The organism is Mycobacterium conspicuum (genome assembly GCF_010730195.1).
In the GTDB taxonomy this organism is placed as follows: Bacteria; Actinomycetota; Actinomycetes; order Mycobacteriales; family Mycobacteriaceae; genus Mycobacterium; species Mycobacterium conspicuum.
On sequence record NZ_AP022613.1, the window covers coordinates 567830 to 591108 of the forward strand.

The window sequence follows — 23279 nt, forward strand, 5'->3', positions numbered from 1 at the left end:
CCTCCGGGTAGTGAGCGAAGCCCTTCTGCTCCACTCTCTACCTATCCGACGAACGACGCAGCCCTAATCCGACAGCGGCGAGAAACTAAGCGGCCGCGCCCGGCTTGAGGTAGGTCACCAGGCTGACGTCGAGCATCTCGTCGGTGAAGTAATGTTCGCACCCGCGCAGATACTTCATGTAGCGGTCGTAGACCTCTTGGGAGGTGACCTCGATGGCCTTCTCCCGGTTGGACTCCAGAGTGTCGCCCCAGATGTGCAGCGTCTTGATGTAGTGCGGCCGCAGCGAAAGTGGCTCGGGGACAACAAATCCCGCCTCTTCGCCACGCTTGACCATCATCTCGGTGGACGGCAACCGGCCGCCGGGGAAGATCTCGGTGACGATGAATTTGATGAAGCGCGCCGTTTCGAACGTGATTTTCTTACCGCGCGCATGCATGTCGTAGGGGTGGTAACTCACGCTGCTCTGCACCGTCATCCGGCCGTCGTCGGGCATGATGTCGAAACACCGTTTGAAGAAGTCGGGGTAGTTCTCGTGGCCGAAGTGCTCGAAGGCCTCGATCGAGACGATCCGGTCGACGGGCTCGTTGAAGTCTTCCCAGTTCTGCAGCCGCACCTCACGAGAGCGGGTGGTGTCCAGTTCGCTGAGCACCTGCTCGCTGCGGGCGTGCTGGTTGTTGGACAGTGTCAGGCCGATGACGTTGACGTCGTACTTCTGGATGGCGCGCTTCATGGTGGTGCCCCAGCCGCAGCCGATGTCCAGCAACGTCATGCCGGGTCGTAGGTCCAGCTGGTCCAGGTTGAGGTCGATCTTGGCGTACTGGGCTTCTTCCAGCGTGATGCCGGGTGGTTCGAAGTAGGCGCAGCTGTAGGTCCGGGTGGGGTCCTGGAACAGGGCGAAGAAATCGTCCGAGACGTCGTAGTGCGCCTGGATGTCTTCGGGCCGCGTGCGCGCCATCGTCGTTTCCTCCCCAGGATTGGTCGGCATGTCTAAACGCGACAATCTTAACTACCTCTTCAACGCGGGTTGATCGGACTCGACACGCAAGAAGCCGGCGTTGATCAGCGGACCACGTAGTCGCTCAACGGGAATTCCGATCCCTCTCGTACCGCGTTTTCCGTCGAGGTGGGTCGCAGCAATGTCGCCTCCCCGCTGTGATTGAAGTAGTAAGACCGCGACGTGGCGCAGTCGCCGGCGTAGAACACCGAGTCGTCGAGGCGTTTGGTCATGCGATCCAGGAATTGCGCGTTGGCCTCTTCGGTCACCTCGAAAGTCGTTGCGCCCCTGCGCTTAACCTCGCCGAACAGCCGATCCATATGCCGCATCTGGTATTCCATGGTGTTGAAGAAGGACAGGCCGGAAAACGCGAACGGACTGGCCAAGCTCAGGTAGTTCGGGAAGTACGGGATGGACACCCCCTGGTAGGCCTGGAACCGGGTTTCGCGCCACCACTTTCCCAGATTCCGGCCCTGACGCCCGATCACCTCGATGGCCGGGAAGTTGGCGTCCCACAGGTCAAAACCGGTCGCCAGCACCAGCGTGTCGATCACGGTCTTGTGCCCATCGGCGGTGACGACGCCGTCGGGCTCGATTCGCTCGATGTCGGTGGTCTCGAGATGCACGTGCGGCTTGGCGAACGTCCGATAGTAGCTGTTGGACCACGTCGGCCGCTTGCAACCGAAGTCGTAGTCGGGTGTCAGCTTGCGCCGCACCTCCTTGTCGCGGACCGAAATGAACCGGTTGATCTTCGCCAGATCCGCCGCGGCGATGTTCAGCCGCCGGAACCGGCGGTAGTGCAGCACGCCGGTCACCATCATCATTTCGAAGGCGCTGTCGGTCACCCACCGGAACACCCGGTGCACGCGCGGGAACCGGGCGAACAGCCGCTGCAGCCAGGCCGGAATCGCGAAGTCGATCTTGGGCACCACATGGATGGCGGTGCGCTGGTAGACGGTCAGATCGGCGGCTCTAGCAGCCAGTTCGGGGATCAACTGCACCGCGGTCGCCCCGGTACCGATGATCCCGACGCGACGTCCACTGAAATCGTGGGTGGCGTCCCATGCGGTGGTATGGACGACCTTGCCTTCGAAGGTCTCGATTCCCGGGATGTCCGGGGTGCGCGGCTGCGAAAGAAAGCCGGTCGCGGTGATCAGAAAGCGCGTGGTCAGCGTTTCGCCGCCGGCCAGCGCCACTCGCCACAGTTGCGCGTCCTCGTCCCACCGCGCGCCTTCGACCACCGTGTTGAACCGCATGTAGCGGCGCACGTCGTACTTGTCGGCGACGTGCTGGGCATACCGTTGCAGTTCGGCGCCGGGCGCGAACAGTCGCGACCAGTACGGATTGGGCTCGAACCAGTACGAGTACGTGGTCGACGGGATGTCGACGGCCAAGCCCGGGTAGCGGTTGACGTGCCACGTTCCACCGAGATCGGCCTCTCGGTCGAGGATCACGATGTTGTCGTATCCGAGCCTGTTGAGCTGGATCGCAGCACCGATACCGCCGAAACCCGCGCCCACGATGACGACGTCGAAGCGCTCAGTGCTCATGTGAAAACGGGCCCTTTCCTCGAAATCAGCGAAATCAGTTTGTCACCGCCGGCTCTGGCGGGATTGACTGTCAACGATATGCAGACTCGGGCGTGTCGCGTAATCGAGAAAAATTAACGACGGCGCCAAATCTGTCGAATGTGGGTTGATGCAATCAGGATTTCTCCAACGTGAACTGATTGACATCGATGTAGCCGGTTCGGAACGACTTGGCGCAGCCGGTCAGGTATTTCATGTAGCGCTGGTAGACCTCTTCGGACTGGATCGCGATGGCCTCGTCTCGGTGCGCCTCGAGGGCCTCCGCCCACAGGTCGAGGGTGCGCGCGTAGTGCGGCTGCAGCGACTGCCGGCGCGTCAGCCGGAAACCGGCCTTCGACGAATGCTCCTCGACCTTCTCGATTGGCGGCAGTCGGCCGCCCGGGAAGATCTCGGTGAGGATGAACTTGATGAAGCGGGCCATCTCGAATGTCAGCGGCATGCCACGTTCGATCATTTGCGGCCCGGTCAGTGCGGTGATCGTGTGCAGCAGCATCACCCCGTCACCCGGCAGGACGCTATCGGCCATCGTGAAGAAGTCGTCGTAGCGATCGTGACCGAAGTGCTCGAACGCGCCGATCGACACGATGCGGTCCACCGGCTCCTTGAACTGCTCCCAACCGTTGAGCAGCACCCGCTTGCTGCGGGGACTGTCGATGTGGGCGAACAGCTGCTCCACGTGGGCGGCCTGGTTCTTGGACAACGTCAGGCCGACGACGTTGACGTCGTACGTTTCGATCGCCCGCCGCATGGTGGCACCCCAGCCGCAGCCGATATCGAGCAACGTCATCCCTGGTTGCAGGCCCAGCTTGCCCAGCGCCAGATCGATCTTGGCGAGCTGCGCTTCTTCCAGCGTCATGTCCTCGCCCTCGAAGTAGGCGCAGCTGTAGGTCTGGGTGGGGTCGAGAAACAGCCGGAAGAAGTCGTCGGAGAGGTCGTAGTGAGCCTGCACGTTCGCGAAGTGCGGCGCCAAATTCTTTGCCATGACGGTATATGCCTTTCTGGTGCTCGCGGCCGCTCGGTGCGCGTGCGTACCAGTCCCCCAAGCATTCCCCCGCGCAATATTAGCCGATCCGCGTCTGGACACCCGGGCGCGACCGCGTTCCCGCAGATCAGCAGCCCAACGCTACTTCACCAGGGTGAACTGGCCGACGTTGGAGATGCCTTTGCGGAATAACCCTGCGCAGCCGGTCAGGTAGCGCATGTATTTGTCGTAGACCTCTTCGGATTGGATGGCGATCGCGCGTTCGCGACTCGCCTTTAGGTTGGCCGCCCACGTCTCCAGGGTGCGCACGTAATGCGCCTGCAGATATTGGGACTGGTCGACGGCAAACCCGCTGGCCCGGGCGTTGTCCAGGATATCGGGTTCGCTGCACATCACCCCGCCGGGGAAGATCTCCGTCCCAAGGAAGCGCAGGAAACGGACGTCGGTCATCGTCACCGGGATGCCGTGTTCCCGGTAGTACGACATTGGATACGAGAAAATGCTGTGCATCAGCATCCGGCCGTCGGCGGGTAGCATCCGGTAGCTGCGATCGAAAAACGCGGGCCAGCGGTCCTTCTTGAAGGCGTCGAACGCCTCGAAGGTCATGATGCGATCAACCGGCTCGTCGAACTCCTCCCAGCCCTGTAGTCGCGCCTCGGCTCGCCGCGTCGTGGGGACCGCGGCCAGCCGGGCTTTGGTCCGCTCGTAGTGATTTCGGCTCAGTGTCACGCCGATGACGTTGACGTCATACTTTTCGAGCGCCCGCACCACGGCCCCGCCCCAGCCGCACCCGACGTCGAGGACGGTCATCCCCGGTTCGAGGCCGAGCTTGTCCAGCGCCAGATCGATCTTGGCGAGCTGTGCCTGTTCCAGGGTCATGTCGTCGCGCTCGAAGTATGCGCAGGTGTAGACCATGTTGGGATCCAGGAACAGTGCGAAGAAGTCGTCGGAAATGTCGTAGGTCGCCTGTGACTCTTCGTAAAAAGGTCTCAGCTCGGTCATATGAGACACCCTCCTCAGACAACCGTACAACCCTGTGGGTTTCACCGTGAAATCCACAGAGACAGTGACTCTTTGCGTGCTCGTTCTGTCGCGCTATGCGGCCCTAGCGAAGTTATGCGTCAGCGCGGCGACGACCCGATCCCACAGCTGCTCGGGTAGATCATGGCCCATCCCGTCGAACAGCACCAATCGGGCGCCGTTGATCGCGCGGGCGACCCTGCGGCCGCCGAAGGTCCGCATCAGCTTGTCGGCGCGCCCGTGGATCACCACGGTCGGCGCGACGATGCGCCGGTCGTAGTGTGCCAGGCTGCCGCTGCCCATGATCGCGCTGAAATGTCGCGCAACGCCTTGCGGGTAATAGTTGCGGTCGTAGCCCTCGGCTGCTTCCGCACGGATCTGTTCGACGGGCATGCGGTAACCGGGGCTGCCGATGATGTTGCTGACCCGGACCGCGTTGTCGATGATCACCTCGCGTGGTGAATTCGGCGGCGGGCCTTTCAGCAGCGCTAGCAGCGCGCGCGGCGCCGGCGGCGGCAGGAACGCGGAGTTGTTGCTGGAGAAGATGACCGCCAAGGTCTTCGCCCGCTCCGGGAAGCGTGCGGCGAAGATCTGGGCGATCATGCCGCCCATCGACGCGCCGACGATGTGCGCCCGCTCGATGTTCAGGTGATCCAGCAGGGCCACGGCGTCGTCGGCCATGTCCTCGAGCGTGTATCCCGCCCTGCTGCGCAGCCCCAGCCAGGACCGGACCAACCGCGAGGCAAGCGACTGCCCCGAGCTGTGATGCTCGGTCTTACTGGACAGACCCACGTCGCGGTTGTCGTACCGGATGACGCGCAGCCCGTGGCCAACGAGCTTCTCGCAGAACGCGATTCGCCACAGCAGCAGCTGCGCGCCCAACCCCATGATCAGCAGCACGGGCGGATCGTTGATGTCGCCCATGTCCTCGTAGTAAAGCTTGAGGTCGCCGGTGCCGGCTCGTGCTGTTGCGTGACCGCTGCGCAGCTCCACCCGTCAGGCCTCCCTTATATTTCGAGGTCGCTCTGATGCTCGCGGCTGACCTCGACCATGAAATTGGCGAAGTAACCCGTCAGCTGCGGGTCGGACATCATCTGCCACTTCGGTGCCAGCAATTTCATGTAGCGCTCGACGTAGAGGAATTGCTTGCCGATCAGCACCAGCTCGCGCGGCAGCTTGACGTCGTAGGCGTCGGCCAGCGCCGAGAGCTGGCGGCCGATGTCGGCGTACGACATGTCGCCCAGCGTCTGCATGGTCAGCGGGGTGGCGAAGCGCTCCAGGTCCTTGGCAGCGTCGGCCTCTGGTTTCATGGTGCCCACCGCGCCCATCAGCACGACGATCTTGCCGGCCGAGGCGTGGTCCTTCTTCACCAGCAGCGCGTAGACCAGCTCGCGCAGCAGCCACCGCGTGCGGGGATCGATGCGGCCCATGATCCCGAAGTCGAGAAACACGATGCGCCCCTCGTCGTCGACATAGAGGTTGCCGGCGTGCAGGTCGCCGTGGAACAGCCCGTGTCGCAACCCGCCCTCGAACACGCTGAACAGCAGCGCCTTGACCAGCTCGGTGCCGTCGAATCCGGCCTTGCGGATGGCGGCGGCGTCGTCGATGCGGATGCCGTGCACCCGCTCCATCGTCAGCACCCGCTCGCTGGTGAAGTCCCAGTGCACGTGGGGCACCCGGATGTTGCGGCCCAGCGGCGACGCATGCAGGTGCGAGACCCAGGCCTCCATCGACTGCGCCTCGAGCCGGAAATCGAGCTCTTCGGCCAGGTTGTCGGCGAAGTCGGCGACCACATCTTGTGCCGACAGTCGGCGGCCCAGCTTGGCCAGTTCGACGGCCTGGGCGAAACGTTTGAGGATCTGCAGGTCGGCGGTGACGCGGCGGCGGATGCCGGGCCGCTGGATCTTGACAACGACGTCCTCGCCGGTGTGCAGCGTCGCGTAGTGCACCTGCGCGATGGACGCCGACGCAAACGGCTCCTCGTCCCATTTGGCGAACAGCACGGCGGGGTCGCCGCCCAGCTCCTCGACGAAGAGCTTGTGCACTTCTTTGGTGTCGGCCGGGGGCACCCGGTCGAGCAGGCCGCGGAATTCGCGGGACAGCTGCTCGCCGAACGCGCCGGGGCTGGACGCAATGATCTGCCCGAACTTCACGTAGGTCGGACCCAGGTCGGCAAAGGTCTGGGGCAGCTGTTTGATCACCTTGGACTGCAGCGGGCCCTTGCCCGGCAGCTTGGCAACGACGCGCGCGGCGGTGCGGGTGATCTGCCAACCAGTGGTCGCCACGCGGGCCGCTTCCACGGGCAGGGGCACCCGATCAAGCTTGGCCGCATCGCGGTGTTTGGTGGAGCTCATCCCAGCAGTCTGCCAAAACCGAGGTGGCAAGTCCCAATGCGGTGTGAGCCCGCTCACCACCCGGGTGCCCCTCGCCCAACGTGTAAGTGGGGCGGAAATGTGGCAATTTTTCCGCCCTCAGAGCACGCTCGGCGAGGCGGACGGTTTCTACCCGCGCCGCCAGGGCTTGACCCACCCCGCGATCTCCCAGCCCTCCAGGGCGGCGAGCAGTTCGTACATGGTGGCGCCGTCGACGGTTTCCCGGACGATGTCGGCGTGCCCGGCGTGCCGGGCCAGCTCGTTGATGACGTGCAGGATCACCCACCGCACCGACCAAGCCTCCTGGTCTTTGGGGAACCACGGAATCTCGTGCGGAACCGGCACCGCGGCGTCGAGGTTCGCGGTCTCCACCAGGTGCAGTGATTTGGCGTTCTGCGCCCTGAACGCGTCGAGCAGCCCGTCCAGCGTCTCGTCGGGCCGCATCACGTGCTGGTCTTCGAACTCCTTGGAGATCTGCTCGAAGGGGCGAGGGTCCTTCGCGGGCGCCTCCGGCGCGGCGGCCACCCGTCCCATCCAGTTGCGCTGCATCGCGGTGACGTGCTTGATCAGCCCGCCGATCGACAGCGCGCTGACCGACGGCGTGGACCGGGCCTGTTCATCGGTGAGGCCATAGGACACCGCGAAGTAGGCGCTTTGGTGAAATGCCATGAACTCGCGCAGGGCGCTGCGTTCGTCGGTCACGGGTGAGGCGAGAGCGGGCATCTTCAATCCTTCCGGTTGCCGTACTGTCACCGTAAAGTGCGGGGATGCAGCTGATTTCGGCGGAGTCCACCGAGCTGTTCGTCGGCCCGCCGGACGCTCCGCTGCAGCTGGTGCGGGTGACCCTGGACGCGGTGATCAAGCGGACCCGCATCCGCATCGACGGCGACGGTCTCAGTGGTGAGGCGCCCGTCGAGGCCGGCCAGTCCGTCGTCGAGGTCCCGGTCACCGTCGCGCGTCCCGTCGCCGGTCAGCGGCGGACGGCGCGGGTGCGGGCGTCCGGCGAAGGCGCCGAATTCGATTTCACGATCGCCGAACCCGGCTGGACGATGTTCATGATCAGCCACTTCCACTACGACCCGGTCTGGTGGAACACCCAGGGCGCCTACACCAGCGAGTGGGCGGAGGAGCCGCCGGGCCGGCAGACCAACGCCTTCGAACTCGTGCACGCGCATCTGGAGATGGCCCGCCGCGAGGCCGAGTACAAATTCGTCTTGGCCGAAGTGGACTACCTCAAGCCCTACTGGGACACCCACCCCGAGGATCGCGCCGATCTGCGTCGTTTCATCGCAGAAGGCCGCGTCGAGATCATGGGCGGCACCTACAACGAACCCAATACCAATCTCACCGGACCGGAAACCACCATCCGAAACCTGGTGCACGGCATGGGTTTTCAACGCCACGTGCTGGGCGCTCGGCCGTCCACCGCGTGGCAGCTGGACGTGTTCGGGCACGACCCGCAATTTCCCGGGTTCGCGGCCGACGCCGGCCTGACGTCGAGCTCGTGGGCCCGCGGACCGCACCACCAATGGGGGCCGACGCACGGCGGCGGTGTCGAGCGCATGCAGTTCTGCAGCGAATTCGAGTGGATCTCGCCGTCGGGCCGCGGCCTGCTCACCCATTACATGCCCGCGCATTACGGGGCGGGCTGGGGGATGGACTCGTCGGCCTCGTTGGCCGAGGCCGAGGCCGCCACCTTCGCGCTTTTCCGCCAGCTGAGCAAGGTCGCGCTGACCCGCAATGTGCTGCTGCCCGTCGGCACCGACTACACCCCACCGAACAAGTGGGTCACCGCAATTCATCGCGACTGGGGCGCGCGCTACACCTGGCCGCGGTTCGTCTGCGCGACACCGTGCGAGTTCTTCGCGGCGGTTCGCGCCGAGCTGGCGGAACGGGGTGACGTGCCGTCGCCGCAAACCCGCGACATGAACCCGATCTACACCGGCAAGGACGTGTCCTACATCGACACCAAACAGGCCAACCGGGCCGCCGAAAACGCCGTCGGGGACGCCGAGCGCTTCGCCGTGTTCGCCGCGCTGCTGACCGGCGCCGAGTACCCGCAGGCCGCGTTGGCCAAGGCGTGGGTGCAGCTGGCCTACGGCGCGCACCACGACGCGATCACCGGCTCGGAGTCCGACCAGGTCTACCTCGACCTGCTGACCGGGTGGCGCGACGCGTGGGAGCTGGGCCGCGCCGCGCGCGACGGCTCGCTGGAGCTGTTGTCCGCCGCCATCGAGGGCGACGTGATCGTGTGGAATCCGTTGGCCCAGCGGCGCACCGACATAGTCACGGCCCGGCTCGATTCGCCGGTCGGCGTGCGGGTGTTCGACACCGACGGCCGCGAGGTGCCGGCGCACGTCGAGGACGACGGGCGGTCGGTCACCTGGCTTGCGGAGGAGGTCCCGTCGCTGGGCTGGCGCGCCTACCGGCTGGTGCCGGGCGACCCTGGCGCGGGCTGGCAGCCCGCGGAGGGCTTCAGCATCGCCAACGAGCGCTACCGGCTGGCCGTCGACGCGGCCCGCGGCGGCGGCGTCTGCTCGCTGCGCGAGGACGACCGCGAGCTGATCGCGAACGGCCGGGTCGGCAACGAGCTCGCCGTCTACGACGAATACCCGGCACACCCGACCCAGGGGGAGGGCCCGTGGCAGCTGCTGCCCAAGGGTCCGGTGGTGTGCTCCTCGGAATCGCCCGCCCGGGTGCAGGCCTACCACGGCCCGCTCGGTCAGCGACTCGTGGTGCGCGGCGCGATCGGCACGTTGCTGCGCTACACCCAGACGCTGACCCTGTGGCGCGGCCTGGCGCGGGTGGACTGCCGCACCACCATCGACGAGTTCGTCGGGGAGGACCGGTTGGTGCGGCTGCGCTGGCCGTGTCCGGTGCCGGGCGCGATGCCCGTCAGTGAGGTGGGCGACGCCGTCGTCGGGCGCGGTTTTGCGTTGCTGCACAAGGTTTCCGGGGGACCGGCGTCGGTGGACACGGCCGAACATTTGCGGACGCTGGACAACCCGGCCTACAGCTGGTTCGGGCTGTCCTCGACCGCGCGGGTGTGCGTTGACGATTCGGTGCGCGCGGTGTCGGTGGCCGAGGTGGTCTCGCCTGCCGAGGCGAGCTCGGGGCCCTTGGCGCGTGACCTGATGGTCGCGCTGGTCCGCGCCGGCGTCACCGCAACCTGCAGCGGCGCCGACAAGCCCCGCTACGGGGACCTCGGCGTCGACTCCAACCTGCCCGACACACGGATCGCGCTGGGCGGCCCGCTCCGCAACGCCTTCGCCGAAGCCGTTCTGGCGCAAGCGGATCCGATCTACACCAAGGAACTCGACCGGCAGCTGGCCGAGACCGGCGTGGCCCGGGTGTGGGTGCCGGCGGCGGCTCCGTTGGCGTCGGTGTGGCTGCCCGGCGCCGACGTGCGTGCCGTCCGGTCGCTGCCCGTGCTGGTCATCGACGGCGCCGACGAGGAACGGCTGGGTGCCGCGATCGCGTCGTTGGCCGACGATCTCGCCGACGCCCAGATCGTGGTCAGCCAGCAGGCCCCAGCCGAGATGGAGCGGTTCGTTGCCCGCACCGTCGCGTTGCTCAACCGCGGGGTCCCGAGCTTCGCCGTCGAGAGCGACGGCACCCTGCACACCGCGCTGATGCGGTCCTGCACCGGCTGGCCGTCCGGCGTGTGGATCGACCCGCCGCGCCGCACCGCGCCCGACGGCTCGAACTTCCAACTCCAACACTGGACACACGTCTTCGACTACGCGCTGGCCACCGGGGACGGCGACTGGCGGTGCGCGCAGATCCCCAGCCGCAGTGCGCAGTTCTCCCACCCGCTGCTCGCCGTGGCCGCGCCGGGCCGGCCGGGGCGGCTGCCACCGGTGGGGTCGCTGCTCCGGATCGATCCCGCCGACTCGGTGCAGCTGGGCGCCGTCAAGGCGGCCGGCAACCCGCTCGCGCGCGGCAGCGCCAAGCCGGTCGCGCCCGGCACGGTGGCGCTGCGGCTGGTGGAGACGACCGGGAAAAGCGCCCGCGTCAGCGTCGGCTCCGAGCTGGCCACTGTGCACCCGCTGCAGCCCGCCGACCTGCTGGAAGAGCCGCCGGAAAACCCGGGGCGCGGCCACCGATCGGTGGACCTGCACGGCTACCAGGTCGCGACCGTGCGGGCCCGGCTCGACGTACCCGCGCCGGCCGCGAGCACCGCCGAGGTGGCCCCGCAGGCCGAAGCCGCCCAGCCCCTGTACGCGCGGTATTGGCTGCACAACCGCGGCCCCGCGCCGCTCGGCGGCCTGCCCGCCGTCGCGCACCTGCATCCCCAGTCGGCCACCGCCGAGCCGGGCGACGAGGTGGTGCTGCGGCTCACCGCGGTCAGCGACTGCACCGACGTCACGCTGAGCGGCGTCGTCACGGTCGTGCACCCGGACGGCTGGAAGGCCGAGCCGGCCGAGAAGCTGTTCACGCTGCGCGCCGGTGAACACGGCGAGATCGCCGTGAAGCTGATGATTCCCCGCGAAGCGCAGCCGGGCGCCTATCCCGTCCGGGCCCAGTTGCGCATCACCGACCCCGACGCGCCGAAAGCCTGGCACCAGGTGGTCGAGGACGTCTGCATCGTGCGGGTCGGTGCGTGCAGCGAAACCGAGCTGGTCTACCTCGCCGACGGCGGCGCGGCCGACATCACCCTGGCGGCCGGAGATGCCGCGCGGCTGACCGTCACGGTGGGCAGCCACGCCTGCGCCGAGTTGGCGCTGGAGGCGCATCTGATCAGTCCCTGGGGTACCTGGGAGTGGATCGGCCCGGCGGCGCTCGGCGCAGTCCTGCCCGCGCGCGGCACCGTCGAACTCGGCTTCGACGTGGCCCCTCCGGTGTGGCTGGAGCCCGGCCAGTGGTGGGCCCTGGTGCGCGTCGGCTGCGCCGGCCGGCTGCTCTACTCACCGGCGGTGCGGGTAATCGTTCAATGAGCACACAACTGGTTGCGACGGTCGCCGGTGCCGCGGTCCCGGTCGAGGAGGTCGACGCGGCCGAAGCCCGGCTGCGTCACGGCCCCCGCGGGGCCGCGCTGCCGGCCGCCGGCACCAGCGAAGGACGCCAACTGCGCCGCTGGCTCACCCAGCTGATCGTCTCCGGGCGGGTGGTGGCCGCCGAGGCCGCCGCGCGCGGGTTGACCGCGACGGACGCCCCCCCATCCGAGGCCGACTTGCTGCCCGACGTGACGGCCCGGCTGGAGATCGGCAGCATCGCCGCCGCGGCCCTGGCGGATTGGCGCGCCCGCGCGCTGTTCGTCGACGTCACCGCCGAGGTACGGATCAGCGACCGCGAAGTGGCCGACTTCCACGCTCGCAACCCGCTCCGATTCGCCCCGCCGCGGCTCGACCGGCACGGCTGGCGGACGCCGTCGCCCGTCGCGCCGCCAATCGAACAGGTACGGCCGGTGATCACCGAGCACCTGCTGGCCGCCGCGCGCCGCCGCGCCTTCCGGGTGTGGTTGGACGCGCGCCGTGCGGCGCTGGTCGAGCTGGCCCCCGGCTACGAGCATCCCGGCGACCCGCGCCAACCCGACAACACCCACCGGCACTGATGCTCACCCTGTGTCTTGACATCGGCGGCACCAAGGTCGCCGCGGGCCTGGCCGATCCGGACGGCGTGCTGGTGCACACCGCCACCTGCCCGACACCGAAAAGCGCTGACGCCGAACAGGTTTGGGACGCGGTCGAGGCGATGATCAGAGACGCCTTGCGCGCGGCGGGGGGCGCAGTGGCCGCGGTAGGAATCGCTGCGGCCGGGCCGGTGCACCTGTCCAGCGGCACCGTGAATCCAATCAACATTCCGGCCTGGCGCGGTTTCCCGCTGCGAGACCGGGTCGCGGCCGTGGTCCCCGGGGTGCCGGTCCGGCTCGGCGGCGACGGGGTGTGCATGGCGCTCGGCGAGCACTGGCTGGGCGCAGGACGCGGCGCCGGCTTCCTGCTGGGCATGGTGGTGTCCACCGGCGTGGGCGGCGGACTGGTGCAAGGCGGCCTGCCCTACACGGGGCGCACGGGCAATGCCGGGCACGTCGGCCACGTGGTGGTCGAACAGCACGGCGAGGTGTGTTCGTGCGGCGGTCGCGGCTGCGTGGAGACCGTCGCCTCCGGCCCGTGGATGGCGCGCTGGGCGCGCGCCAACGGCTGGAACGCACCACTTGGCGCCGGCGCCAAAGAGCTGGCCGATGCGGCGGCGGCGGGAGATCCGGTGGCGCGCCAGGCTTTTCGCCGGGGTGCCGGGGCGCTCGCGGCGACGATCGCCTCGGTGGCGGCGGTGTGCGACCTCGACCTCGTCGTCATCGGGGGAGGCGTCGCCAAATCCGGCCCCCTGCTTTTCGATCCGTTGCGTGCGGCGGTCGCCGAGTACGCCCGCCTGGACTTTCTGGCGGGTCTGCGCGTGGTGCCGGCCGAGCTGGGTGGCGACGCCGGCCTGGTTGGCGCGGCCAGGCTCGCCGGATTGTGATGCGGCTACGCGCGCGCCGAGGGAAAGTCGTGGCGTGCGATGTGCAAAAGTTCATTCAGGGCGGCGCTGTCCTTATGGCGAAATCCGATGTATTCCAACGATTTCCCCACCGCCACGGCGAGTCTCCTGGCCGCGAGATGCAGCGCATCCGGCGAGGCGGCCACGATCACCGGTAGTTGGCTCAGCGCCGCCGCCAGGGTTTGCCAGGTCGGGCCCACGTAGCGCTGCCATATCTTCAACCGTGCAATCTCCGCGGGCACCTCGCCGATCTGATCGCCCTGGCGATACTCGGCGGCCCAGTAGGCAACCCCGGTCCACAGTGGGATGCACGCGGCATAGACCTCGTCCCTGAGCCGCTTGATATCTGCCGCCTGGCGAGCGGACTGCTCAAACCGGCCAACCGCCGCGGCGAGCTCTTGGCCCACCGGGCAGATGATGTCGAGCACGTCGTCGGCGGTCGTGGCCGCGCTGCCGACGGCCTGAACCGTGTTCCACTCGGCGCGATGCTCGTCGCACATCTTCCTCGCCACGGCGAACTGCAGCGCGGGAGCGCCCTCCCACGCCACCTGATGCCGGTAAGCGCCCAACCCGGACCCCTTCAGTTCCATGTTCGCGTGCTGCGCTTCGTGGGCGACTGTGCGGCGAAGCCTCTCCAGGCCCTCGGGGCTGACACTGGGCAGGCCGGCGGCGGTGGGCTTGAAGCCGCTGCTGTCGGCGTTGATGAGGGAATTGGAGTCCACGATGACTTCGGCGCCGCCGTCGAGGCGCAGCATGGTGCGCCCACCGATGCTTCCCGACGCCCCGCCGACCGTGTTGTGCACGGACGGATCGCGGCGCAGGACCGCATTCGGCACGTCAACCGGAAGCACCAGGGCGACGCGGTCCGGCCGGTCGACGAGACCGGTCAACAGTTCAGCCAGCGCGTCGATGCCGGTCCGCAGCGCGTCGGGCGAAGCATCCGACCAGATGGCGGCCTCCACTTCGGGGTTCCAATCCTCGAGGACGACTTTGCACCGCGGTTTGGCTTGGTCAATCAGGTCGCTCATAGCCGGCGATCATCGCACAGAACGCCTGGCCAGCAGTTATTACGCGCGGTCGCACCCGGCACCAACCGCGCGCTGTCGTTTTGGCTGATCGCGGCGCGCCGCGCTATGGTGGTTGCCGATCCACCGAAGACCGTCGGTCACCGAGCAATCGGTTGAAAGTCCGGGAGCATCCCGGCGGCCCACGCAGGAGGACGAGGCAACATCGCCGGCGCATGCCGGCGTATCTTCACGCCCCGGCCGCTTCCTGCGCCGGGGCGTTCGGCGTTCTCCGGGGGAAGAGCAGACGACAAGTCGCAACAGCACTTCACCCTAAGGAGGCATGCATGGCCAGGGCTGACAAGGCCACAGCCGTTGCCGACATCGCCGAACGGTTCAAGGACTCGTCCGCGTCCCTGATCACCGAATATCGCGGTCTGACCGTGGCGAACCTGGCGGAGTTGCGCCGCTCGCTGGCGGGATCTGCCACCTACACGGTCGCCAAGAACACGCTGATCAAGCGGGCGGCTACGGAGGCGGGCATCGAGGGCCTCGACGAGCTGTTCGCCGGTCCGACGGCGATCGCGTTCGTCACGGGCGAGCCGGTCGACGCCGCCAAGGCCATCAAGACCTTCGCCAAGGAGAACAAGGCGCTGGTCATCAAGGGCGGCTACATGGACGGCCACCCGCTGACCGTCACCGAGGTCGAGCGGATCGCCGACCTGGAGTCCCGCGAGGTGTTGCTGGCCAAGCTGGCCGGCGCGATGAAGGGCAACCTCGCCAAGGCGGCCGGCCTGTTCAACGCGCCGACGTCGCAGATGGCCAGGCTGCTGGCCGCCCTGCAGGAAAAGAAGGCCTCGGAACCGGCGGCGGCCGCTGCCCCCGCGGCCGAGCCTGCCCCCGAACCGGCCGCCGAGCCATCCTCGGAGGCTCCGGCGGAAGTTGCAGAGGCTTCCGCGGAGCCGGCTGAAGCCGAATAACCCACCAGAAACCGAAGAAAATCTAGGAAGGACCCACCACCATGCCAAAGCTCTCCGGCGACGAACTGCTCGACGCCTTCAAGGAAATGACTTTGCTGGAGCTTTCGGACTTCGTGAAGAAGTTCGAGGAGACCTTCGAGGTCACCGCCGCGGCTCCGGTCGCGGTCGCCGCCGCGGGCGCCGCCCCGGCCGGTGCCGCCGCCGAGGCCGCCGAGGAGCAGTCCGAGTTCGACGTCATCCTCGAGGCCGCCGGTGACAAGAAGATCGGCGTCATCAAGGTCGTCCGCGAGATCGTTTCGGGCCTGGGCCTCAAGGAGGCCAAGGACCTGGTCGACGGCGCGCCCAAGCCGCTACTGGAGAAGGTCGCCAAGGAGGCCGCCGACGAGGCCAAGACCAAGCTCGAGGCCGCCGGCGCCACCGTCACCGTCAAGTAACTCTGCCGAGCAGACGCGAAAGCCCCCGACACGTCGAGTGTGCGGGGGCTTTTGCGTCTGCTCAGCGTGCGGCGGCCCGCTGTGACTGGGCCACTCGGTCGGGCGAATCTCCCAGAGCCACAAGTAGATTCGACTTCATCGAGTCGAGCACGGTGACCACGGCCGTGCCGTCGTCGCCGTAAAAGCCGCCCAATTCGAGCATCACGAACCCGTGGATCAACGCCCAAAACTGGGCGGCGGTCGCAACGATCGCCGCATCATCCGTTTCCGCGCCAACGGTGATGCGCCCGGCCAGAATGGATCGCTGCACCGCGCGCACCAGGTGCGCGAAGCTGGGGTTGTACTGCTCGGTCTCGGCGATCGTGGAGGTCAACACGTTGCCCCCCGGTGCGTTGATGCCATGCGCGCTGGTGCTGCCGAACATCAGCCGGTACAGGTGTGGCCGCTCGATGGCGTAGCGCCGGTACGCGGCGCTGAGGGTGAACAAATCGGCGACCGGGTCAGCGGTCTCCGGCACCGTCAGCGCGGCATCCAACTGCCGATAGCCCTCGCGGGCGATCTCCGCGATGAGACCCCGCATCCCCCCGAAATGGGTGTACACCGCCATCGTCGACGTCCGCGCCGCACTGGCCACCTTGCGCGTCTGCAGCTCGTCGGGGCCGTGCTCGTCGAGGAGGCCGACGGCCGCATGCACCAGCTCGTCACGAACGCTGCGCTCGGTCTGTGAAGTCATCTCGCCAAACAATATTGCCATCCTCGCCATGGGCGCGTACGTTATCCATAACGTTGAAATAACAATGTTATAGGAGCTCAGCCCATGACTACCGAGCAAATTACCGAATCCCAGCCCGCGCAAAACCCCTACCTCGAAGGCTTCCTCGCGCCGGTGCGCACCGAAGTGACCGTCACCGACCTTCGGGTCACCGGGCACATCCCCGAGCACCTGAACGGGCGATACCTGCGCAACGGACCCAACCCCGCCGCCGAGGTCGACCCCGCCACCTATCACTGGTTCACCGGCGACGGCATGGTGCACGGCGTGGCGCTGCGCGACGGCACGGCCCGCTGGTACCGCAACCGCTGGGTGCGCAGCCCGGCCGTGTGCCGCACGCTCGATGAGCCGACGACCGCCCGGATCGACTCGCGGGCGGGGATGCTCGGCCTGGGCGCCAACACGAATGTGCTGGCCCACGCGGGAAAGACCCTGGCGCTGGTCGAAGGCGGGGTCGCCAACTACGAACTCACCGACGAGCTGGACACCGTCGGGACCTGCGACTTCGACGGCACCCTGGCCGGCGGCTACACCGCCCACCCGCACCGCGATCCCCACACCGGAGAACTGCACGCGCTGTCCTACTCGTTCGCGCGCGGATGCACCGTGCAGTACTCGGTGATCGACACCAGCGGGCGCGCCCGTCGCACGGTGGACATCGAGGTGTCCGGAGCGCCAATGATGCACGACTTCTCGCTCACCGAGAAGTACGTGGTCATCTACGACCTGCCGGTGACATTCGACCCGGTGCAGGCGATGTCGGCTACCGTCGCCGGCGTCCCGCACTGGCTGCGACCGCCCGCCCGGCTGGTGCTGCAGTCGCTGCTCGGACGGGTCCGGATCCCCAGCCCGATCGCCGCGCGGATCAACCGGGACCCGCGGCGCTCGTCGGGCCTGCCGTATGCCTGGAACGACGACTATCCGGCGCGCATCGGCGTCATGCCTCGCGAGGGCGCCAACAAAGACATCCGCTGGTTCGAGATCGAGCCGTGCTACGTCTACCACCCGCTCAACGCCTACTCGGAAAACCGCGGCACCGACGAGGTTCTGGTGCTCGACGTGGTGCGCTACTCGCGGATGTTCGACCGCGACCGGCGCGGGCCGGGCGAAAGCCTGCCGACGCTGGACCGGTGGACCATCAACCTGAGCACGGGCGCAGTGAGCAGCGAATGCCGCGACGATCGGTCGCAGGAGTTCCCCCGGATCAACGAGAACCTAACCGGAACCCGGCATCGGTTCGGCTACACCGTCGGCATCGACGGCGGGTTCCAGGCCGCGGGCGGTTCCGAACTGGTGTCCTCGCTGTATAAGCACGACTACACCGGTGGGTCCACCGCGGTTGCGACGCTGGATCCCGACCTGCTGTTGGGCGAGGTGTGCTTCGTGCCGAACCCCTCACGGCGCGCAGAAGACGACGGGATCCTGATGGGCTACGGTTCGCACCGCACCCGAGACGAAGGTCAGCTGTTGCTGCTGGACGCCCAAACCCTGGAGACGGTGGCCACGGTGCACCTGCCGCAACGCGTGCCGATGGGCTTTCACGGCAACTGGGCGCCCGCCGTCTAGGGTGCGCGTCGGAGAATCGTTATCTCCGCAACCCTGATGCCGCCCCCTCGACGTGCGCTACAGTGACTCAAGCCACACAAAGGGGCAGGTGGCGGTGTGCGCGTCGACGGAAGGATTCCCACATGGGCGTCGCAATCGAGGTAAACGGACTCACGAAGTCCTTTGGTTCCTCGAGGATTTGGGAAGACGTGACGTTGGAAATCCCCGCCGGGGAGGTCAGCGTCCTACTGGGGCCGTCGGGTACCGGCAAGTCGGTCTTCCTGAAATCCCTGATCGGTCTGCTGCGCCCGGAGCGCGGCTCGATCGTCATCGACGGCCGCGACATCATCGAGTGCTCGGCCAAGGAGCTCTACGAGATCCGCACGCTGTTCGGGGTGCTGTTCCAGGACGGCGCGCTGTTCGGTTCGATGAACTTGTTCGACAACACCGCGTTCCCGCTGCGTGAGCACACCAAGAAGAAGGAGAGCGAGATCCGTGACATCGTCATGGAGAAGCTCGAGATGGTGGGCCTCGGCGGCGACGAGAAGAAGTTTCCGGGCGAGATCTCCGGCGGTATGCGCAAGCGCGCCGGCCTGGCCCGAGCGCTGGTGCTCGACCCGCAGATCATCCTCTGCGACGAGCCCGACTCCGGTCTGGACCCGGTCCGTACGGCCTACCTGAGCCAGCTGATCATGGACATCAATGCCCAGATCGACGCGACCATCCTGATCGTGACGCACAACATCAACATCGCTCGGACCGTGCCGGACAACATGGGCATGCTGTTCCGCCGCAAGCTGGTCATGTTCGGCCCGCGCGAGGTGCTGCTGACCAGCGACGAGCCGGTGGTGCGGCAGTTCCTCAACGGTCGCCGGATCGGCCCGATCGGCATGTCCGAGGAAAAGGACGAGGCCACCATGGCCGAAGAGCAGGCCATGATCGACGCCGGTCAGCACGCTGGCGGCGTGGAGGACATCGAGGGGGTGCCGCCGCAGATCCAAGCGACCCCCGGCATGCCGGAGCGCAAGGCGGTGGCCCGGCGCCAGGCCCGGGTGCGCGCGATGCTGCACACCCTGCCCAAGAACGCCCAGGCGGCAATCCTCGACGACCTAGAGGGCACGCACAGGTACGCAGCGCACGAGATCCCCGAATAGGAACCGTGCCTTTCACAGAAGGGGTTTTGTTCACAAGTTTCACGAGAACTTGACGTGTCTCCCCTTGACTGACGGGCGCAAACGGGTCAATCTGTTGGGCAGTATGTCTCCTGATCCTTCTAGGGGTACGCCGAAATACGCCAGCCAGCGTCGGACCCCCTGAACGGGTTGTTGAGGAATGCGCGCGTCTGCGCTATTGTTGGACGTTGCGCTGGCTACCTCCTGCCCACCTCACAATCGCCACTTGGCCCGCTAAGGACACTGCGGTCTTTGCCTGAGCCCCCCGTTTGGCTCAGCTGTTTAGTTGCGCGCGTGAGATCCGGGCAGATCGTTCGCCGGCCGAGTTAACACAATTGTCGCGGCGAACAGGCCCGGTGGCTATCGGCCTTGCAGGGTTCTCGGGAGTCGCACGAGGTGCTGGAAGGATGCATCTTGGCAGATCGCCAGAGCAAGACGGATCGCCCACAAAGTTCCTCCAACGGAAGTTCCTCAAACAACTCCGTGCCCGGAGCGCCCAACCGAATCTCCTTCGCAAAGCTTCGCGAACCGCTCGAGGTTCCGGGGCTTCTTGACGTGCAGACCGACTCGTTCGAGTGGTTGATCGGCTCGCCCGAATGGCGCGAGCGCGCGGTGGAGCGCGGGGAGGTCGCCCCCAAGGGTGGCCTCGAAGAGGTACTCGACGAGCTGTCGCCGATCGAAGACTTCTCCGGCTCGATGTCGCTGTCGTTCTCCGACCCACGGTTCGACGAGGTCAAGGCGCCGGTCGACGAGTGCAAAGACAAGGACATGACGTACGCGGCCCCGCTGTTCGTCACGGCCGAGTTCATCAACAACAACACCGGCGAGATCAAGAGCCAGACGGTGTTCATGGGTGACTTCCCGATGATGACCGAGAAGGGCACCTTCATCATCAACGGGACCGAGCGCGTGGTCGTCAGCCAACTGGTGCGCTCGCCGGGGGTGTACTTCGACGAGACCATCGACAAGTCCACCGAGAAGCTGCTGCACAGCGTCAAGGTGATCCCGAGCCGCGGTGCGTGGCTCGAGTTCGACGTCGACAAGCGCGACACCGTCGGCGTGCGCATCGACCGCAAGCGTCGCCAGCCCGTCACGGTGCTGCTCAAGGCGCTGGGCTGGACCAACGAGCAGATCCACGAGCGGTTCGGCTTCTCCGAGATCATGATGTCGACGCTGGAGAAGGACAACACCGCCGGCACCGACGAGGCGCTGCTGGACATCTACCGCAAGCTGCGTCCGGGCGAGCCGCCGACCAAGGAGTCCGCGCAGACCCTGCTGGAGAACCTGTTCTTCAAGGAGAAGCGCTACGACCTGGCCCGGGTGGGGCGCTACAAGGTCAACAAGAAGCTCGGCCTGCACGTCGGCGACCCGATCACCAGCTCGACGCTGACCGAAGAGGACGTCGTCGCCACCATCGAGTACCTCGTCCGCCTGCACGAGGGCCAGCCGACGATGACGGTGCCCGGCGGCACCGAGGTGCCGGTGGAAACCGACGACATCGACCACTTCGGCAACCGTCGCCTGCGCACCGTCGGCGAGCTGATCCAGAACCAGATCCGGGTCGGCATGTCCCGGATGGAGCGCGTGGTCCGGGAGCGGATGACCACCCAGGACGTCGAGGCGATCACGCCGCAGACCCTGATCAACATCCGGCCCGTCGTCGCCGCGATCAAGGAGTTCTTCGGCACCAGCCAGCTCTCGCAGTTCATGGACCAGAACAACCCGCTGTCGGGGCTGACCCACAAGCGTCGCCTGTCGGCGCTGGGGCCGGGCGGTCTGTCGCGTGAGCGCGCCGGGCTGGAGGTCCGTGACGTGCACCCCAGCCACTACGGCCGGATGTGCCCGATCGAGACCCCGGAGGGTCCGAACATCGGCCTGATCGGCTCGCTGTCGGTGTACGCGCGGGTGAACCCGTTCGGGTTCATCGAGACGCCCTATCGCAAGGTCGTCGACGGCGTCGTTTCCGACGAGATCCACTACCTGACCGCCGACGAGGAGGACCGCCACGTCGTGGCGCAGGCCAACTCGCCGATCGACGGCTCCGGCCGGTTCGTCGAGCCGCGCGTCCTGGTCCGCCGCAAGGCGGGCGAGGTCGAGTACGTGCCGTCGTCCGAGGTGGATTACATGGACGTGTCGCCGCGCCAGATGGTGTCGGTGGCCACGGCCATGATCCCGTTCCTCGAGCACGACGACGCCAACCGGGCCCTGATGGGCGCCAACATGCAGCGCCAGGCGGTTCCGCTGGTGCGCAGCGAGGCGCCGCTGGTGGGCACCGGCATGGAGCTGCGTGCGGCGATCGACGCCGGCGACGTCGTCGTGGCCGAGGAGAGCGGCGTCATCGAGGAGGTGTCGGCCGACTACATCACCGTGATGCACGACAGCGGCACCCGGCGCACCTACCGGATGCGTAAGTTCGCCCGCTCCAACCACGGCACCTGCGCCAACCAGTCCCCGATCGTCGATGCCGGCGACCGCGTCGAGGCCGGCCAGGTGATCGCCGACGGTCCCTGCACCCAGAACGGCGAGATGGCGCTGGGCAAGAACCTGCTGGTGGCGATCATGCCGTGGGAGGGCCACAACTACGAGGACGCGATCATCCTCTCTAACCGGCTGGTCGAAGAAGATGTGTTGACGTCCATTCACATCGAGGAGCACGAGATCGACGCCCGCGACACCAAGCTGGGCGCCGAGGAGATCACCCGGGACATCCCGAATGTCTCCGACGAGGTGCTCGCCGACCTGGACGAGCGCGGCATCGTGCGCATCGGTGCCGAGGTCCGCGACGGCGACATCCTGGTCGGCAAGGTCACCCCGAAGGGCGAGACCGAGCTGACCCCGGAGGAGCGGCTGCTGCGCGCGATCTTCGGCGAGAAGGCCCGCGAGGTCCGCGACACCTCGCTGAAGGTGCCGCACGGCGAGTCCGGCAAGGTCATCGGCATCCGGGTGTTCTCCCGCGAGGACGACGACGAACTGCCCGCCGGCGTCAACGAGCTGGTCCGGGTGTACGTGGCCCAGAAGCGCAAGATCTCCGACGGCGACAAGCTGGCCGGACGCCACGGCAACAAGGGCGTCATCGGCAAGATCCTGCCGGCCGAGGACATGCCGTTCCTGCCGGACGGCACCCCGGTGGACATCATCCTGAACACCCACGGTGTGCCGCGACGGATGAACATCGGCCAGATCCTCGAGACCCACCTGGGTTGGGTGGCCAAGTCCGGCTGGAACATCGAGGGCTCACCCGAGTGGGCGACCAACCTGCCCAAGGAGCTGCAGAGCGCCGAGCCGGACGGCATCGTGTCGACGCCGGTGTTCGACGGGGCCAAGGAGGAGGAGCTGCAGGGCCTGCTGTCCTGCACGCTGCCCAACCGCGACGGCGAGGTGATGGTCGACGGCGACGGCAAGGCCGTGCTGTTCGACGGCCGCAGCGGCGAGCCGTTCCCGTACCCGGTGACCGTTGGCTACATGTACATCATGAAGCTGCACCACCTGGTGGACGACAAGATCCACGCCCGCTCCACCGGCCCGTACTCGATGATCACCCAGCAGCCGCTGGGCGGGAAGGCGCAGTTCGGTGGTCAGCGGTTCGGTGAGATGGAGTGCTGGGCCATGCAGGCCTACGGCGCGGCGTACACGCTGCAGGAGCTGTTGACCATCAAGTCCGACGACACCGTCGGGCGGGTCAAGGTGTACGAGGCGATCGTCAAGGGCGAGAACATCCCCGAGCCCGGCATTCCCGAGTCGTTCAAGGTGCTGCTCAAGGAGCTGCAGTCGCTGTGCCTCAACGTCGAGGTGCTGTCGTCCGACGGCGCGGCCATCGAGCTGCGCGAGGGCGAGGACGAGGACCTGGAGCGGGCCGCGGCCAACTTGGGAATCAACTTGTCCCGCAACGAATCTGCCTCTGTCGAGGACTTGGCTTAACTAACGATTTTTAAGTATCT

The 23279-nt window shown here is 67.1% G+C and carries 17 protein-coding genes; 8 read left to right on the plus strand and 9 right to left on the minus strand.

Annotation, left to right across the window (positions count from 1 at the left end):
* Positions 1–85: 85 nt before the first annotated feature.
* From mmaA4 to G6N66_RS02745, 7 genes are all read right to left on the minus strand, one after another.
* Complete coding sequence (gene mmaA4 / locus G6N66_RS02715; RefSeq protein ID WP_085233396.1) at positions 86–985, minus strand: hydroxymycolate synthase MmaA4; 900 nt, start codon at positions 983–985, stop codon at positions 86–88.
* A gap of 74 nt (positions 986–1059) precedes the next feature.
* The gene (locus G6N66_RS02720; protein ID WP_085233397.1) at positions 1060–2544 is read right to left on the minus strand and encodes a flavin-containing monooxygenase; all 1485 of its coding nucleotides are present in this window, start codon (positions 2542–2544) and stop codon (positions 1060–1062) included.
* Between the two features lie 154 nt (positions 2545–2698).
* On the minus strand, positions 2699–3565 hold the full coding sequence (locus G6N66_RS02725; protein ID WP_085233398.1) for a cyclopropane mycolic acid synthase family methyltransferase: 867 nt from the start codon (positions 3563–3565) through the stop codon (positions 2699–2701).
* Between the two features lie 141 nt (positions 3566–3706).
* On the minus strand, positions 3707–4567 hold the full coding sequence (locus tag G6N66_RS02730; protein WP_085233399.1) for a cyclopropane mycolic acid synthase family methyltransferase: 861 nt from the start codon (positions 4565–4567) through the stop codon (positions 3707–3709).
* A 93-nt stretch (positions 4568–4660) separates the two neighbouring features.
* Positions 4661–5578, minus strand: coding sequence for an alpha/beta fold hydrolase (locus tag G6N66_RS02735; RefSeq protein WP_085233400.1), 918 nt, complete (start codon positions 5576–5578; stop codon positions 4661–4663).
* A gap of 14 nt (positions 5579–5592) precedes the next feature.
* Entirely contained in the window at positions 5593–6939 is a 1347-nt protein-coding gene (locus tag G6N66_RS02740) for an ABC1 kinase family protein (RefSeq protein WP_085233401.1), read from the minus strand.
* Positions 6940–7086: 147 nt separating this feature from the next.
* Positions 7087–7659, minus strand: coding sequence for a DinB family protein (locus G6N66_RS02745; protein ID WP_085233402.1), 573 nt, complete (start codon positions 7657–7659; stop codon positions 7087–7089).
* 65 nt (positions 7660–7724) lie between these two features.
* Between G6N66_RS02745 and G6N66_RS02750 the strand changes: the two genes are divergently transcribed.
* The 3 genes from G6N66_RS02750 to G6N66_RS02760 are packed head-to-tail and all read left to right on the plus strand — an operon-like array spanning position 7725 to position 13416.
* Positions 7725–11894, plus strand: a complete 4170-nt coding sequence (locus G6N66_RS02750) for a glycoside hydrolase family 38 N-terminal domain-containing protein (protein ID WP_085233403.1) — start codon at positions 7725–7727, stop codon at positions 11892–11894.
* On the plus strand, positions 11891–12511 hold the full coding sequence (locus tag G6N66_RS02755; protein WP_085233404.1) for a DUF7158 domain-containing protein: 621 nt from the start codon (positions 11891–11893) through the stop codon (positions 12509–12511). The genes G6N66_RS02750 and G6N66_RS02755 overlap by 4 nt, the downstream gene beginning before the upstream one ends.
* Positions 12511–13416, plus strand: a complete 906-nt coding sequence (locus G6N66_RS02760; protein ID WP_085233405.1) for an ROK family protein — start codon at positions 12511–12513, stop codon at positions 13414–13416. Before G6N66_RS02755 ends, G6N66_RS02760 begins: the two co-directional genes overlap by 1 nt.
* A 5-nt stretch (positions 13417–13421) precedes the next feature.
* Here the strand turns inward: G6N66_RS02760 and G6N66_RS02765 are convergent, their stop codons facing one another.
* Positions 13422–14462, minus strand: coding sequence for a hypothetical protein (locus G6N66_RS02765; protein WP_085233406.1), 1041 nt, complete (start codon positions 14460–14462; stop codon positions 13422–13424).
* A gap of 323 nt (positions 14463–14785) precedes the next feature.
* On the opposite strand from G6N66_RS02765, the gene rplJ reads away from it, so the two are divergent.
* Both rplJ and rplL read left to right on the plus strand, forming a co-directional pair.
* Positions 14786–15418, plus strand: coding sequence for a 50S ribosomal protein L10 (rplJ, locus tag G6N66_RS02770; protein WP_085233407.1), 633 nt, complete (start codon positions 14786–14788; stop codon positions 15416–15418).
* A 41-nt stretch (positions 15419–15459) separates the two neighbouring features.
* Entirely contained in the window at positions 15460–15852 is a 393-nt protein-coding gene (gene rplL / locus G6N66_RS02775) for a 50S ribosomal protein L7/L12 (protein WP_085233408.1), read from the plus strand.
* A gap of 61 nt (positions 15853–15913) precedes the next feature.
* On the opposite strand, the gene G6N66_RS02780 is transcribed toward rplL, so the two are convergent.
* Positions 15914–16585, minus strand: a complete 672-nt coding sequence (locus tag G6N66_RS02780; RefSeq protein ID WP_085233584.1) for a TetR/AcrR family transcriptional regulator — start codon at positions 16583–16585, stop codon at positions 15914–15916.
* Between the two features lie 84 nt (positions 16586–16669).
* Here G6N66_RS02780 and G6N66_RS02785 point away from each other — a divergent pair, with 84 nt between their 5' ends.
* From G6N66_RS02785 to rpoB, 3 genes are all read left to right on the plus strand, one after another.
* On the plus strand, positions 16670–18190 hold the full coding sequence (locus G6N66_RS02785; protein ID WP_085233409.1) for a carotenoid oxygenase family protein: 1521 nt from the start codon (positions 16670–16672) through the stop codon (positions 18188–18190).
* A gap of 122 nt (positions 18191–18312) precedes the next feature.
* The gene (locus tag G6N66_RS02790; protein ID WP_085233410.1) at positions 18313–19323 is read left to right on the plus strand and encodes an ABC transporter ATP-binding protein; all 1011 of its coding nucleotides are present in this window, start codon (positions 18313–18315) and stop codon (positions 19321–19323) included.
* A gap of 432 nt (positions 19324–19755) precedes the next feature.
* Complete coding sequence (rpoB, locus tag G6N66_RS02795) at positions 19756–23259, plus strand: DNA-directed RNA polymerase subunit beta (RefSeq protein WP_139825249.1); 3504 nt, start codon at positions 19756–19758, stop codon at positions 23257–23259.
* Positions 23260–23279 lie beyond the last annotated feature (20 nt).

Excerpts from the sequence above, each read along its gene's own strand:
- mmaA4 (WP_085233396.1), bottom strand. The coding sequence starts at position 985 with ATGCCGACCAATCCTGGGGAGGAAACGACGATGGCGCGCACGCGGCCC.
- G6N66_RS02720 (WP_085233397.1), bottom strand. The coding sequence starts at position 2,544 with ATGAGCACTGAGCGCTTCGACGTCGTCATCGTGGGCGCGGGTTTCGGC.
- G6N66_RS02725 (WP_085233398.1), bottom strand. The coding sequence starts at position 3,565 with ATGGCAAAGAATTTGGCGCCGCACTTCGCGAACGTGCAGGCTCACTAC.
- G6N66_RS02730 (WP_085233399.1), bottom strand. The coding sequence starts at position 4,567 with ATGACCGAGCTGAGACCTTTTTACGAAGAGTCACAGGCGACCTACGAC.
- G6N66_RS02740 (WP_085233401.1), bottom strand. The coding sequence starts at position 6,939 with ATGAGCTCCACCAAACACCGCGATGCGGCCAAGCTTGATCGGGTGCCC.
- G6N66_RS02750 (WP_085233403.1), top strand. The coding sequence starts at position 7,725 with ATGCAGCTGATTTCGGCGGAGTCCACCGAGCTGTTCGTCGGCCCGCCG.
- G6N66_RS02755 (WP_085233404.1), top strand. The coding sequence starts at position 11,891 with ATGAGCACACAACTGGTTGCGACGGTCGCCGGTGCCGCGGTCCCGGTC.
- G6N66_RS02760 (WP_085233405.1), top strand. The coding sequence starts at position 12,511 with ATGCTCACCCTGTGTCTTGACATCGGCGGCACCAAGGTCGCCGCGGGC.
- G6N66_RS02765 (WP_085233406.1), bottom strand. The coding sequence starts at position 14,462 with ATGAGCGACCTGATTGACCAAGCCAAACCGCGGTGCAAAGTCGTCCTC.
- rplJ (WP_085233407.1), top strand. The coding sequence starts at position 14,786 with ATGGCCAGGGCTGACAAGGCCACAGCCGTTGCCGACATCGCCGAACGG.
- rplL (WP_085233408.1), top strand. The coding sequence starts at position 15,460 with ATGCCAAAGCTCTCCGGCGACGAACTGCTCGACGCCTTCAAGGAAATG.
- G6N66_RS02780 (WP_085233584.1), bottom strand. The coding sequence starts at position 16,585 with ATGACTTCACAGACCGAGCGCAGCGTTCGTGACGAGCTGGTGCATGCG.
- G6N66_RS02785 (WP_085233409.1), top strand. The coding sequence starts at position 16,670 with ATGACTACCGAGCAAATTACCGAATCCCAGCCCGCGCAAAACCCCTAC.
- G6N66_RS02790 (WP_085233410.1), top strand. The coding sequence starts at position 18,313 with ATGGGCGTCGCAATCGAGGTAAACGGACTCACGAAGTCCTTTGGTTCC.